This is a genomic window from Micromonospora sp. NPDC050276 (assembly GCF_044459545.1).
Lineage (GTDB): Bacteria > Actinomycetota > Actinomycetes > Mycobacteriales > Micromonosporaceae > Micromonospora.
Genome location: NZ_JBITJA010000013.1, coordinates 1 through 14,158, shown reverse-complemented (window position 1 = coordinate 14,158; position 14,158 = coordinate 1). Strand labels below are relative to the sequence as shown.

The window sequence follows — 14,158 nt, the reverse complement described above, 5'->3', positions numbered from 1 at the left end:
TCACTGCGGCTCCGATACCGCGTTATCCGCAAAGCCGAGTGGATCACGTCGGAAGGCGGGAGACGTGCGACATCTGCACATCGGCGTTCGTGCTGGTCACGCCCTTCCCTGCCGGCCCGAGCCGGTTGCCGGCCCTCGCCTCACCTGGGCCGAATGTGCGGTTATCTCGGATACGTCCGCATCGCGAAGATGGTTCTCATACGGTGGAGATCAGTGGCTACAACCTATTTGTAGCTGGTCGTGGCGCCTCGGGCGGTGCGATCCCGTCTGGTAGCAGGAGAGGACGGAAGGCTCTGATGTCCAACGACGTAACGAGTACCGACGGCGGGGCCTCGACAGCTCCGCCGACACGACGAAGGCGGGCGCTCTGGGTCGCCGGCGTGGCCGGGCTGACCGGCGTGGTCGGCCTGGCGGCCCTGGGCGGTGTCGCCGCTCGGAACGACAAGCCAAAGTCGGACCAGGTGTCCGACGCGCAGCCGTCGACCAACCGGCAGAACGTCAGCGACGACGGCGGCGCGAACAAGATTGGCGCTCACGATGACGGCGGTCAGGACGACGAGTGGAGCGGCGACGACTGGAGCGGCTTCGACGACCAGTCCGGCAAGAACGGCAAGGACAGCAAGGACGGCAAGGACGGCAAGGACGGCAAGCAGGACGAGAGGGACCGCACCAAACAGGTTCCGTGCGACAGCGACAAGCTGATCCAGGCGATCACGTTCGCCAACAACAAGGACGGCGGTGTGCTGGAGCTGGCCCGGGACTGCACGTACACCCTGACTCGCAACCAAGACGGCAACGGCCTTCCGGTGATCACCGAGCACATCACCCTGAAGGGCGAGCACACCACCATCGGTCGTGCGGCCACCGCCGACTACTTCCGCATCCTCAACGTCGGCCCCGGCGGGCACCTCACCCTCAAGGGCCTGAGCATCCGGGGTGGCCAAACCCTCGATTCTCCGATGACCGCCGACCCGGCGACGGTCTGGGCGCCGTACTCGGCCGTGGTCCAATCCACCGTGTCCAAGCCGGCAGCCAAGCCGGCAGCCAAGCCCGCAGCTGCCACGGCCGCGAAGCCGGCGGCGACCGCCGCCAAGCCCGCCGCCAAGCCCGCCGCCAAGCCCGCCGCCAAACCCGCGGCCAAACCCGCGGCCAAACCGACGGCAGCGAAAGCAGCGGCAGCCAAGGCCCCGGCGGCAGCCACCAAGGCCGCACCGACGGCCACCAAAGCCGCCAAGCCGGTAGCCGCAGCCGCCAAGCCGGTAGCCGCAGCCGCCAAGCCGGTAGCCGCCAAGCCCGTAGCCGGGCCGGCGGTGACGCCGCTGGTCGAGGAGCCCGGGTTCACCGACGGCGCCGGGGTGCTGGTGCAGCCCGGCGGTCGCGCTGAGATCCTGGACAGCGAGTTGCTCTACAACCAGTCCGGCGGCAACGGCGGCGGGCTGGCCAACTTCGGCAGCACCAGGCTCAGCAAGACGACGGTTGCGCACAACACCGCCTTCTTCTTCGGCGGTGGCATCTTCAACGCGGGCGTGCTCCAGGTCGACGAGTCGAAGATCAAGGACAACACCGGAATCATCGGTGGCGGCGGCATCTCCAACGGTGCCGCGGAGATCTTCACCGAGGACGTCGACGGTGGCTCGGTCTGGCTCCACAAGAGCGAGATCACCGACAACGAGACGCTGGGCTTCGGCGGCGGCGTCCTGGATGTCGAGGGCACCACGACGCTGCACCAGACGACGGTCAGCGACAACACCGCCGTCCTCGCCGGTGGTGGCGTCGCGGTGGCCGACAGCCAGCTCACCCTCAAGGAAGCCACGGTGGTCAAGAACAGCACCGCCGGCGTGGGTGGCGGGCTGGCCGTGGCCTTCGACAGCGTCGCGACGATCGAGAACAGCAAGATCAAGGACAACACGGCGGGCTTCTTCGGTGCCGGCCTCTACAACGATGACAGCGTCACCACGCTGCGCGACAGCGAGGTCACGGGCAACCGGGCCGTCGGCCCGCTGGGCAGCGGCGGCGGCATCTACAACACCGATGGCGGCGAGGTCAGCCTCCACCGGACGAAGGTCACGCACAACTTCGCCACCCTGCCGCCCGGCGGGATCTCCAACGGCCTCTTCAGCGTCGTGCGCCTGGACGACGAGTCTGTGGTGTCCGCCAACCGCCCCACCAACTGCCTGAACGTTCCCGGTTGCTTCTGACCGGAACGGGTGGCTGATCCACATAGAGGGCGCGCCCCTCCGAGCCGGTCACGGCACGGAGGGGCGTACCCATTTGGGCAGGTCACGGGCCTGCCGGCCGGCTTGGGTGGGGTGTGTCGGTCCGGACCTCGCTGGGTGCAACATGAACCGAATGTGGGCTTCTCTCGGATAAGCCCGCGAGGCGAGGAACCTTCTCATACGGTGGTTTTGGGAGCTACAACCGATTTGTAGCAGGGGACGCCCGTCTGACGGCGGCGACCCTGTCTGGTACGAGGAGAGGGCAGAGAGCTCCGATGTCCAACTACCTAACGAACAACGAAGCCTCCGGGCGGGCGACGGCCAAGCGCCGCCGCAAGCTCTGGCTCGCCAGTGGCGTGGCCGGTTTGACGGGCGTGATCAGTCTCGCGGCGGTGGGCGTCGCGGGCAGCGCCGGAGCGGTCGGCCTCAACTGGAACACCGCGCAGGTCAGCAAGGACGGCGACCAGCGGGGTGACGAGGCGCGCGACTGGGACAAGGACGAGGACCGCAACAAGGACCGCAACAAGGACCGGGACAAGGACAAGAACCGGGACAAGGACCACGAGCGCGGGAAGGAGGTGCCCTGCGACACCGACAAGCTGATCCAGGCGATCGTGTTCGCCAACAACAAGCACGGCGGTGTGCTGGAGCTGGCCAAGGGCTGCACCTACAACCTGACCCGCAACGACTACCAGGGCAACGGCCTCCCGGTGATCACCGAGCGGATCACGCTCAAGGGCGAGCACACCACGATCTCTCGGGAAGCCACCGCGGACTACTTCCGCATCCTCAACGTCGGCGCTGGTGGTCACCTCACGATCAAGGGCCTGACCATCAAGGGTGGCCAGACCCTCGAACTGGAGAACAGTGTCGAGCCGGCTGCGGTCTGGGCGGCGTACTCGGACTCCGAGGCGCTCGCCGCGCAGGTGAAGGCGGGCACCTCGTTGGCCCAGGCGCTCAGCGCGCGGCAGGCCAACCCGAAGGCGGGCCTGAAGGCCGCGCCGAAGGTCACCCCGAAGGCCACGCCGGGCGTCGTCACGCCGCTCGTCGAGCAGCCGGAGGAGAACGACGGTGCCGGCATCCTGGTCCAGCCGGGTGGCACCGCCGAGATCCTGGAGTCCGAGGTCGTCCTGAACCAGTCGGGCGGCAACGGTGGTGGTGTTGCCAACTTCGGCACCACGAAGATCTGGCACAGCACCGTGACCCGTAACACCGCCTTCTTCTTCGGTGGCGGCGTCTTCAACGCCGGCCTCCTCAAGGTCGAGGAGTCGAAGATCAAGGACAACACCGCCGTCATCGGTGGTGGCGGTATCTCCAACGGCGCCGCGGAGATCTTCACCGAGGACGTCGACGGCGGAACGGTCGAGCTCAAGAAGGCCGAGATCACCGACAACGAGACGCTGGGCTTCGGCGGTGGCTACCTCGACATCGAGGGCAACACCACCGCGTACGAGACCAAGTTCGTCTCGAACACCGCGGTTCTCGCTGGCGGCGGTATCGCCGCAGCGGACAGCCAGCTGAACCTGCACAAGGCCACCATCGAGAAGAACAGCACCGCCGGTGTCGGTGGCGGTGTGGCCATCGCCTTCGACAGCGTGGCCACGTTCGAGAAGAGCAGCATCAAGGACAACACCGCCGGCTTCTTCGGCGGCGGGCTCTTCAACGCCGGCAGCGTCACCACGCTGCGCGACAGCGAGGTTGTCGGCAACCGGGCCGTGGGTCCGATCGGGGTCGGCGGCGGCATCTTCAACATCTTCGGCGAGGTCAACCTGCTGAAGACGAAGGTCGCCCACAACTTCTCCACCTTCGAGCCGGGCGGTGTCTTCAGCTTCTTCGGAGACGTGAACGTGGACGACAAGTCCGCCATCACCGCGAACCGTCCGACCAACTGCCTGGCCATCCCGGGCGGCACCATCGAGAACTGCTTCGCCTGATCACCTCCGGGTGACGACGAAACAGCACCCTCGGGTGACGACGGCACAACACCAGCACAACGGGCCGGCCCCCTTCCGCGAGACGCGGAAGGGGGCCGGTCCCACGTCACTTCTGGACGAACACCGCCACGCTGCGCGCCGGTACGGTGAACGTGCCGGCCGCCCGGTCGAACGAGGCGGTGCGCAGCACCGGGTCGGCCGAGTCGACCAGCACCGGGTGCAGTGCCACGTCCGCTCCGCTCAGAGCGGTCACCGTCTGCGTCGCCGCCGACGGGGTGGCGTTGAACACGACGGTCAGTGACTTCCACGGCCCGCCCAGCCCACGGGCGTCCAGGGTCATGGTCAGCACGCCCGGCGTCTCCTGCGCACCGGACAGCGGGAACGCCACCCGCTGCTGCACCTGCTCGGCGGTGGCCAGCCCGAACACCGGCGACGACGCCCGGATGCGCAGCAACTCGGCGTACCGGGCGTCGGTGGTGTTGATCGCCCCGCAATCCGGCACCAGCGCCGGGTCGGCCAGCAGCGGCTTCGCGTACGGCCATTTGTCCTCGTTGTCCGGCGCGGGCGGCAGACCGGCGCCGAACCCATTGCCCTGGTCGCAGTTCCAGCGGATCTGGTTGAACCAGTCACCGGAGTTGTACGAGTTGCGGTCCAGCGACTTCGACCGTAGCCGCTCGGTGCCGGCGGTGACGAACCCGGTGCCCTGTCCCAGCACCACCGTGCCGAGCGCCAGCACCTGCATCCGGGAGCGGTCCGCCGCCGTGGTGGCCTGCGGCAGCTTGTACGCCAACGCGTCGTACAGAATCTCGTTGTCGTGCGCGTCGGCGTAGGTGACGGCCTCCCCCGGCGCCGCGGTGTAGCCGGCCGGCGAGCCGTTGTAGTCCACCTGGGCCCCGGTGACCTGACGCCCGGCGGTGTCGGTGAACCGGTAGCCGCGCAGGTTGCCGGTGAGCCCCACCTTGATCAAATCGTGGGCGTGCAGCAGCCGGGCCTTCTGCTCCTCCGGTGACCCGTTGACCGCGTCGCCGTTCGGGTCGGTGTAGAGCCCGGAGGCGAAACCCTGCACCCGTGGATTGGCGTCGAACGGTCCCCCACCGCGCACCGCGTCGCGCAGCCGGTCGTTGAAGGTGCCGATGCCGGTGCCGGCCATGTTGGTCTGGGTGGCCTGGACGAAACGGGCGTCGTTCGCGACCTCGCCGAAGTTCCAGCCCTCGCCGTAGAGCAGGATCGACCGGCCGTCCACGCCGTCGCGGGCGACGGTGAGGCGGTCGAGTGCCCTGCGCACAGCCAGGATGTTCGCCTTCGGGTGGTGGCCCATCAGGTCGAAGCGGAAACCGTCCACCTTGTACTGCTTGGCCCAGGTGACCAGTGAGTCGACCACCAGCTTGCCCATCATGGCGTGCTCGGGCGCGGTGTTGGCGCAGCAGGTGGAGTTGGCCACCGTGCCGTCCTCCAGCAGCCGGTGGTAGTAGCCGGGCACGATCTGGTCGAGCACCGACTTCGCGTCGGTGCCGGCCGCCGACGTGTGGTTGTAGACCACGTCCATGACCACCCGCAGCCCGGCGTCGTTCACCCCGGCGACCATCCGCCGGAACTCGGTGGTCCGTGCCGCGCCGACCGGGTCGACGGCGTAGCCGCCCTCCGGCACGGTGTAGTGCAGCGGGTCGTACCCCCAGTTGTAGCCGTCGGTCTCGGCGACCGCCGCCACGCATTTCTGCTGCGCCGGCGAATCCGGCGGAAGCGCCGCCAGGTCGCAGGCCGGCTGGCGCTGGTCGACCCGCCTCTCCGGGATCGTCGCGAAGTCGAACGCCGGCAGCAGGTGCAGGTGGGTGATCCCGGCGTCGCCGAGCGCCCGCAGGTGGGTCATGCCGGCGCTCTTCGGTTCGGTGAACGCGAGGAACGTCCCCCGCCGTTCGGCCGGCACGGTGTCGTCGGCGATCGAGAAGTCCCGCACCGACAGCTCGGTGATCTGCGCCTTCGCCGGCGGCACCGGTGCCGGTTTGCGCAGCGTCCGCCAGCCCGTCGGGGCCAGCGCCGGGTCGTTCAGGTCGACGAGCTGGCTGTGCGTGGAGTCCGCGGCGAGGGCGACCGAGTACGGGTCGGTGACCAACGCGGTGACCACCTGCTGCGCCGCCGGCTGCCAGGCCCGCACCTCGTACCGGTAGAACTTGCCGGTCCAGGTGTGGTCGCCGCGCACCGACCAGACGCCGGTGCGGTCGTCGCGGCGCATCGGCACCGTCCTCGGCGCGGCGGTGGGCGAGTCGAACAGTTGCAGCGCCACGCTCCGGGCGGTCGGTGCCCACAGCGCGAGGCTCGGCGTCCGGCCCGCGAAGGTCGGCCCGAGGGTGGCGTCGGTCGCCCGGGAGTAGACGTCGTCGAGCACGCCGGGGATCTGCACGCCGGTGGCGGCGAGCAGCGCACCCTCGGCGTCGCGCTCGGTGACCAGCAGCTGCCCCCGCAGCGCCGCCGGGACCTTGGCCAGGTCCGCCCGGTCCAGCGTGAAGCTACGGTACGACCACAGGTGCGGGAACCGGTCGCGCTGGGCCTCGGTGAGCCCGTTGCGCTGCGCCCGCAGCGGCAACCTGGTGTACGTCCCGGTCAGCTCGCCGTCGACCACTGTGACTCCGCCGGTCGGCGCGGCGATCAGCGCGTACGTCCTGCCGTCGGTCGGCGGTGTCTGCCACGCCACGGTGGATCGGTCGATCCAGTGCGCCTTCTGCTTGCTGATGTCGGTGTCCCCGTTGGCGGTGGTGGCCGTCGACGGCAGCAGGCGACCCGGCGTGGCGGCGAGCAGCCACACCTCCCGGCCGGCACTGGCGAAGTCGAGTCGCTGGTCGTCGGGCAGGTCCTTGGTGTCGCCCTGATGAATGATGTAGTTGAGCCCGGTGGCGCCGGCCGCCAGCGGCACCCGGAACACCGCCCCGAACGCGTCGACGGACGTCGGCCGCAGCGGCGCGGACCACTCGGTCGGGTTGGCCGCGCCGTCCCACAGGTGCAGGCCCCAGCCGTCGTAGTTGCCGTCGGCCCGCCGGTAATGGAGCACGGCGGTGCCCTCGTCGACCGGCGGGTCCGGCTCACCGGTGGCCGCCTGTCGGCTCGGGTAGATCGCCGGATCGCCCTGCTTGAGCCAGATCTCGCCGGTCTGGGTGAGGTCGATGCTGCGGTCCTGGGCGACGTCCTTCGTGCCAGCCTTGTCGACCACCAGGAAGTTCACCGACGTCGCCCCGGGCTTGAGTTTCACCCAGGCGAACCGGCCGTAGGAGTCCTCCCCGGCGAACGGCTGCCCCTTGGGCCACTCGGTGACGTACGCCGGGTCGATGTCCCCCCAGGCGTACAGTCCCCAGTCGTCGTAGCCCCCGGCGGGGCGCTGGTAGTGCACCGCCGCCCACTCTCGGGAGCTGCTCTGGGCCGGGGTGCCCACCACGGCGGTGGACCGGGCGGTGGCGATACGACCCCGGCCGTCGCGGGCCACCGCCTTGTACTCGATCCGGGTGCCGCCGGCCAGGCCGGTCAGGTCGTGCTGCACGGTGTACGGGGCGTGGTCGGCGCTGCCCAGCAGCGTCCACCGGCCACCGGCCACCCGGGCGGCGACGGTGACGGTCGCCAGTGGGTCACCGGTCACCCGGGCGGTGACCGCCGCGCGGGTGGCGACCGCCGCGCCCGGAAGCGGGTTGGTGATGGTGACGGTCGGCTTGTCGGCCGCGTACGCGATGGGGGTGCCGGCGCGGTACACCGCCGCCGACAGCGGCGGCACGGTGAGGGTCAGCTCGCCCTCTCCGTCGGCGTGGGTACTGCCCGATCCGCCGTAGATGCCGGTGAAGGCGGCGCCGGGCGACCAGGTGTCCACGGTGACAGTCTGCGCGGTGTCGGCGTTGTTCACCGCCACCACGTACTCGGTGCGATCGGCCGGAGCGATCCGGGAGGCGGCGAAGACGCCCGGCCCGTCGGCCGCGTACCGGGTGATCTGCACGCCGTCGCGCAGCGCCGGGTGTGCCTGGCGCAGTCGGCCCAGGTCGGCGATGGTCCGGTAGAGCGGGTGGGCCCTGTCGAACTGGTCGCTGGCGTGGGTGCGGTCGGTGCCGAGCAGGTCGTCGTCGAGGTAGTCGGGGACCGACGAGGCGAACATGTCCTGGCGGGCGTCCTTGTCCCCACCGGGGCCGGTGAAGCCCTGTTCGTCGCCGGAGTAGATCACCGGCTGGCCGCGGGTCAGGAACATCAGCTGGTGCGCGAGCTGGTCGCGACGCAGGTGGCTGGCCGGGTCGGTGCCGCCACCGGCGATGAACGACCCGATCCGGCCCATGTCGTGGTTGCCGAGGAAGGTGGTCAACCGACCCGCGTCGGTGTCCCGGGCCGCGTAGAGGTCGTCGCGGGCGTACACGTCGGCGAGTGCCTTCGCGGAGCCGGCGCCGGCGGTGAAGCCCCGGGCGGCCTCCTGGAAGGCGAAGTCGAGGGTGGCCGGCAGGCCGCCCTGCCGGACGTAGCTGGAGCTGATCTCCGGGTCGGCGCTGTACACCTCGCCGAACATGAAGAAGTCCTTCTTGCCGGCCTTCTCGGCGGCCCGCTCGATGCCCTGGCTGAACTGCGGCCAGAAGTCCATGTTGACGTGTTTCACCGTGTCCAGCCGGAACCCGTCCACGCCGGTCGCGCCGATCCAGTCCCCGTACGCCTTGGTCAGCCCCTGGATCACCTCGGGACGCTCGGTCCACAGATCGTCGAGGCCGAAGAAGTCGCCGTACTCGCTGTTCTCGCCGGCGAAGGTGGAGTCGCCCCGGTTGTGGTACATGGTGACGTCGTTCAGCCAGGCCGGGACCTTGACGCCCGCGTCCTTCGGCTCCGCGAACGTCGGCGTGTACGGGAAGGACTCGTTGTCGACCGGCGGGAACGCGCGGGTGCCGTCGGCGTAGTTGCGGTCCTCGAACGCCCGCCCCTGCGCGTCGGTGTACGGCGAGGTCGCCTTGTCCACGTAGGCGTACTTACCCTCGGCGTACTTGATGACGTCGGCGGTGTGATTGACGATCACATCGAGGTAGATCTTGATGCCGCGCTGGTGGGCGAGCTTGACCAGCCGCTTCATGTCCTCGTTGGTGCCGAAGTGCGGGTCGACCTGGGTGAAGTCGGTGATCCAGTAGCCGTGGTAGCCGGCCGAGATGTCGTTGCCGGAACCCTGCACCGGCCGGTTCTTGAAAATCGGGGCGAGCCAGATGGCCGTGGTGCCCATCCCCTGGATGTAGTCCAGCTTGTCGATGACACCCTTGAGGTCACCGCCGTGGTAGAAGCCCTTGTCGGTGGGGTCGAGACCGGTCCGCAGCCGGTCGCCGGTGAGGCCGCCCCGGTCGTTGCGGGGGTCGCCGTTGGCGAACCGGTCGGGCAGGACGAAGTAGAACTGCTCGGCTCGGGCGGAGTTGTTCCCGGCCTTGAGCAACGCCTCGGCGGTGGGCTCGGTGCGCCACTGGGTCGCGCCGCCGATCGCGAGGGGGGCCCCGTCGGACGGCCGGGGGCTCGCGGCGGCGGGATGCGCGGCGACCGGAGTGCCGACGAGCGTGACGGTGAGCAGGGAGGCAAGGGCCAGCAGAGCGGTGCGCGGTTTCGGCGGGGGTTTCATCGACGCCTTCCTCTGGTCGCTGATTGGCCGCACGCTAACCCTTGCCGAAACATTCTGCAATGCCTTGCAAACATGGTCGCAACACAGCAGCATCCTTGCGGAAGTGCGGCTCAGAACCCGCCGCAGCGCACCCCGTCGACCGTGCACTCCCGTGGCGTGCTGGACGTCCGCTCCAGGTGGAACCGCAACGACACCGAACCGCCGGGCGGCACGTCAACCCCGCTGACGTACGTGAAGCCGTTGTCGGTCTGCCGGACCGTCCCCTGTGGCACGCCCTCCACCCAGGCCGTCACCAGCCGCCCACCGGAGAACTCCAACCGCACCGTCCAACCGCGGCTCTGAGCCGACGCGTTGACCATCGACACCTCGCCGATGAAACCCCCGTCGAAGCTCTGCACCACTCGGTACCGCCCGCTCATCGCCGACTGCCCCTGCCCCGCCCGGCTCGGCGATCCCGTCGTCGTCGGCCTCCCGGTCGCACCGACCGTCGGTCCGGCCGACGGTGAACCCGACCCGGCCGCGGCGCTCGGCGGCACCCCGCTGGCCCGCCCGGACAGCCCCGGCTGGACCGGCACCGGCGACGGCACCGGCGCGGGCGCGCTCGGCACGACCACCGCCGACGGCACCGGTAGTGGCGGCGGTTGCGCGCCGTCCGGCGCAGGGCTCCGTCCCCGGTACGCGCCCAGGGCCACGACGAGCAGGACCACCATGACGACGACACCGGCGCCCACCACGATCCAGGGCGACGACGCGATCGCGACCGGACCGTGCGACGAGCGCGGGGCACGGCGCATGCCGGACATGTACCTCCTTCAGCGGACCGTCCGCGCAGCGTAGCGATCGGCGGCCCGGACCGGGAAGCCTCGGGCACAGGGCCGCCACGCCGCCGACGCCGGCCCCAACTCAGCCGATCCGGCAGTTGACCCCGTTGATCGTGCACTTGAGCGGACGCTCCGCCGACTCACCCCAGCCCACGCGCAGCCGCAGCGTCCGAGAGTCACCCGGTTGCAGCGAACGGGTACCGCTCAACACGAACTCCCCGTGTCCGCGCCCCCGCACCGAGATGCCCGAGTCGTCGTGCACGCGCAGCGCCCACGTGTCGTCGTCGAACGTCAACTCCACCTGCCAGTCCACCGACTGACTCGACTCGTTCGCGATCGACAACACGGCCGCGTCTCCGTCCCAGCCGTTCGTACCGACCTGGTACCGGGCGCTGACCGGATCGTCCGCCGGAGCCGCCGGCGCCACCAGGGCGCTCGTCCGGCCCGGCGTCGGCGAGCCGGTCGCAGTGGCCTGCGGCGACGGTGTCCGACTGCTCCGCGACGGCCTCGGCGACACCGAGCGCCGCTCCACACCGCCCGGGGTCGGCCCACCGGTGGCCGACGCGGCCGCCGGCATGGTCGGCAGGAACACCGGGGGCGCGGCCTGCGGCGAGGCATCCCGCTCCCTGGTCCGGAACGACAACAGCGCGACCACCAGGAGCACCACCAGCGCACACACACCGAGCAGCACCACGATCCACGGCACCGACACCAACACCCGCGCCGCCCGCGAACCTGCCGCACCGTCCGGCCGTACCGCCACCAGGTCTCCCCTCGTCCCCCACCGACGCGCCAGCGTAGCCAGCACCGCACCGACCGGAAACCGGGCGGGTACGGATCCGGCCGACCGGCCGACCGGCCACGGAAAACGGCTCGACCCGGAGGACGGTCCCGGTCGGTCAGGCCGTCCGGACGACCGTACAGATGAGCGGTCCGTCATCCGAGGTACGCAGCAGGTAGCGGTACCGCTCCCCCGGCACCGCCTGCCCCCGACTGTCCAGGAACTCCCACTCCACCGCCACCATCGTCAACAACGCGGACAGCGGCTGCACATCCTCGATCCGGGCATGCGCCGCGACCAACTCCCGGTCCTGGTAGTCGGGTGCGGCGCCCACGAAGGACAGCGCCACCGCCGCCGCCGTGGTGAACGAGAAGCTGTAGGTGTCGGCCACCACCAACCCCGGCAGGGCATAGCAGCCGGCGATGGCCGGCAGGTCGCCGGAGGTCAACGCCACGCCGTACCGGTCAAAGAAGTCGGCCAACGTGTCAAGGTCCGTGGAGGCGTTCACGCCACAGCAATTGCCGGTCACCGCCCAGGTCAAACCTCAGCGCGGCGGCACCCGTACCTCGATCTCCGAGCCCAACCGTGCGTCGGCGGCCAGGCCGAGGTCGTCTCCACTCCAGAACCGCCCCGGGTCGTACCAGTTCGGACGCCGGCCCGCCGGCAGCAAACCCATGGCCTCATAGGTCACCGCCACCACCTCGGCGCAGTACGCCGTCTCCAGCGCCCGGTCCCGCTCCCCCGCGGACACGGCAGGGCTTGCGGGCTTGGCCGGGGTCGGCCGGGATGCCGGTCGCCCGGGGAGCGGCAGCGTCGGCACCCGACCCCGCACCCAGCGCCACGCCAGCTGAGCCGTCGACGGGAACGGCGTACCGTCCAGCCGCGCGATCGTCCGCAGCACCGCCCGTTCCATCTCCCCGTCGGCCGGCGGGTCGAGCTGCCGCAGCCAGGCCCGTTGGCCGTACCGGTTGGCCCAGACGCAGACCGCGTCCCGCAGGTCGTGCAGTTGCACGCCGCGCTGGTGGGTACCGGACCACAGGTCCGGCAGGGACCTACCCAGCTCCGCGTGCCACATCAGCGGCGGCATGTCGTCCAGCACCACCGCCATTCCGACGTGGTTCACCGGGCTGTTGGTGGTGAACTGGATCGCCCGGTCCGGCACGCTGCGACCCCGGAACACCCACACGTCACCGGTGCGGGTCAACTCGACGGCCTCATCCAGGCTGATGCTCATGAGGGTCTAGCCTAGGCCGATGCGGCAACGAATGCGGTGGTGGAAGGTTCTCGGGCTGGCCGGGCTCGCCGGCGTCGCGGCCTCCGGCGTGGTCATCGCGCGGGCCGAACGGCGTCGGCGCGCGTACACCCCGGAGGAGATCCGGCAGCGGCTGCTGGAGCGGCACGCCCAGGCCGGCGACGCCGCGAAGCCCGGCGACCCGGCCTGACCGACAGTCCTCTGTAGATCGCCGGCGGGTCATTCCGGCAGGTTGAAGATCGATACCATGGGCACATGACGACGCCCGTAGCGCAACGGCCCTTCGTCCTGTCCACTCCGGCCGCGCCGATCGAACGACACGGCAACGTCGACCTGCACCTGCCCACCCACACCGGTCCCGCGCCCGCCGTCGTGGTGGTGCACGGCGCTCCGCTGCCGCCCGACGCGCCCGACCCTCGCGACTGGCTGCTCTACCGCGGCTACGGCGCACTGCTCGCCGCGGGCGGCGTGGTCACCGCGCTGGTCAGCTACCAGGTGTCCGACCTGTCGGCGCTGCCCGCCGCAGCCGACGACATCGCCGCGATGGTCGAGCAGGTCCGCGCCGACCCGCGGGTCGACCCCGAACGGGTGGTGCCGTGGTTCTTCTCCGGCGGCGGCCTCTTCGCGGCCGACTGGCTGCGCGTCCCACCACCCTGGCTACGCGGGATCGCACTGACCTATCCGCTGCTCATCCCGTTTCCCGGTTGGGAGGTCGACACCCGGTTCCTGCCCGTCGAAGCACTCAGCTCCGGCACGCGTGTGCCACTGGTGCTGACCCGGGCCGGCCAGGACATCCCACCGGTCCTGGCCGGCATCGACGCATTCCTACCCGCAGCGACCGCCCAGGGTTGGCCGATGCAGGTGATCGAGGTGCCGGACGGGCAGCACTCCTTCGACATCCTCGACCACAACCCGCAGTCCGAGGCAGCCGTACTGGCCGCCCGCGACGCCGTCCTGGAACTCCTCGACGCATCCTGACCACCGTCACCCTCGGCGACGCCCGGTCAAGGTCCGCGCAGGCCGGCACCAACCCGACCGGTCTCGTGATCCACTCGACTTCCGTGATGTCGGGGTATCCCCGGCACCGGGACACCCCGGTTTCCGTGAACGCGAGTCGATCACGCGCTGGGCCGCCGTGTCGGGTTCTGGATGGCGCTGCTGACCTGCGCCGTCCGGTCGGCGCGATGCCCTCCCCCGGGCCGGTCGGCGCGAAGCCCTGCCCGGGCCGGCCGGCGCGAAGCCCTGCCCGGACCGGCCGGCGCGAAGCCCTGCCCGGACCGGCCGGCGCGAAGCCCCGCCCGGACCGGCCGGCGCGAAGCCCCGCCCGGGCCGGGTCGCTCCGCGCGGCGCTCTGCCCCGGGGTCGGGTACGGGTCCCGCAGGGCGAACGGCGCAGACCGAGCGGACGGCGCAGCCGGGCGTGATCGACTCGTGTTTCGTGATGTCGGGGTGTCCCCGGCCCTTGGGCTCAAGTGGTTGTTGCAACGGGGTGGATTCTCGTCAGGATGAGGGGTCATGCCGGGGCAGAGGTTGTCGTCCGCGGAGCGGGCGCA

At 70.5% G+C, this 14,158-nt stretch carries 9 protein-coding genes; 4 read left to right on the top strand and 5 right to left on the bottom strand.

Going from position 1 to position 14,158, the window contains the following annotated elements; all coding sequences use genetic code 11:
* Positions 1–296: 296 nt before the first annotated feature.
* Both ACIBF8_RS25040 and ACIBF8_RS25035 read left to right on the top strand, forming a co-directional pair.
* Entirely contained in the window at positions 297–2,198 is a 1,902-nt protein-coding gene (locus ACIBF8_RS25040) for a hypothetical protein (protein WP_396786049.1), read from the top strand.
* A gap of 293 nt (positions 2,199–2,491) precedes the next feature.
* The gene (locus tag ACIBF8_RS25035; protein ID WP_396786048.1) at positions 2,492–4,150 is read left to right on the top strand and encodes a hypothetical protein; all 1,659 of its coding nucleotides are present in this window, start codon (positions 2,492–2,494) and stop codon (positions 4,148–4,150) included.
* Positions 4,151–4,256: 106 nt separating this feature from the next.
* On the opposite strand, the gene pulA is transcribed toward ACIBF8_RS25035, so the two are convergent.
* From pulA to ACIBF8_RS25010, 5 genes are all read right to left on the bottom strand, one after another.
* The gene (pulA, locus tag ACIBF8_RS25030) at positions 4,257–9,752 is read right to left on the bottom strand and encodes a pullulanase-type alpha-1,6-glucosidase (protein WP_396786047.1); all 5,496 of its coding nucleotides are present in this window, start codon (positions 9,750–9,752) and stop codon (positions 4,257–4,259) included.
* A 110-nt stretch (positions 9,753–9,862) separates the two neighbouring features.
* Positions 9,863–10,555 (bottom strand): cellulose binding domain-containing protein, encoded by a 693-nt coding sequence (locus ACIBF8_RS25025; protein WP_396786046.1) that lies wholly within the window; start codon positions 10,553–10,555, stop codon positions 9,863–9,865.
* 100 nt (positions 10,556–10,655) lie between these two features.
* Entirely contained in the window at positions 10,656–11,336 is a 681-nt protein-coding gene (locus ACIBF8_RS25020) for a cellulose binding domain-containing protein (RefSeq protein WP_396786044.1), read from the bottom strand.
* Between the two features lie 136 nt (positions 11,337–11,472).
* Positions 11,473–11,862 carry a hypothetical protein gene (locus ACIBF8_RS25015; RefSeq protein ID WP_396786043.1) on the bottom strand — a complete coding sequence of 130 codons (390 nt, stop codon included), beginning with the start codon at positions 11,860–11,862 and terminating at the stop codon, positions 11,473–11,475.
* Between the two features lie 36 nt (positions 11,863–11,898).
* The gene (locus ACIBF8_RS25010; RefSeq protein WP_396786042.1) at positions 11,899–12,588 is read right to left on the bottom strand and encodes a hypothetical protein; all 690 of its coding nucleotides are present in this window, start codon (positions 12,586–12,588) and stop codon (positions 11,899–11,901) included.
* A gap of 19 nt (positions 12,589–12,607) precedes the next feature.
* Between ACIBF8_RS25010 and ACIBF8_RS25005 the strand changes: the two genes are divergently transcribed.
* Positions 12,608–12,796 (top strand): hypothetical protein, encoded by a 189-nt coding sequence (locus ACIBF8_RS25005; RefSeq protein ID WP_112582944.1) that lies wholly within the window; start codon positions 12,608–12,610, stop codon positions 12,794–12,796.
* Between the two features lie 65 nt (positions 12,797–12,861).
* Entirely contained in the window at positions 12,862–13,584 is a 723-nt protein-coding gene (locus ACIBF8_RS25000; RefSeq protein ID WP_396786041.1) for a dienelactone hydrolase family protein, read from the top strand.
* Positions 13,585–14,158 lie beyond the last annotated feature (574 nt).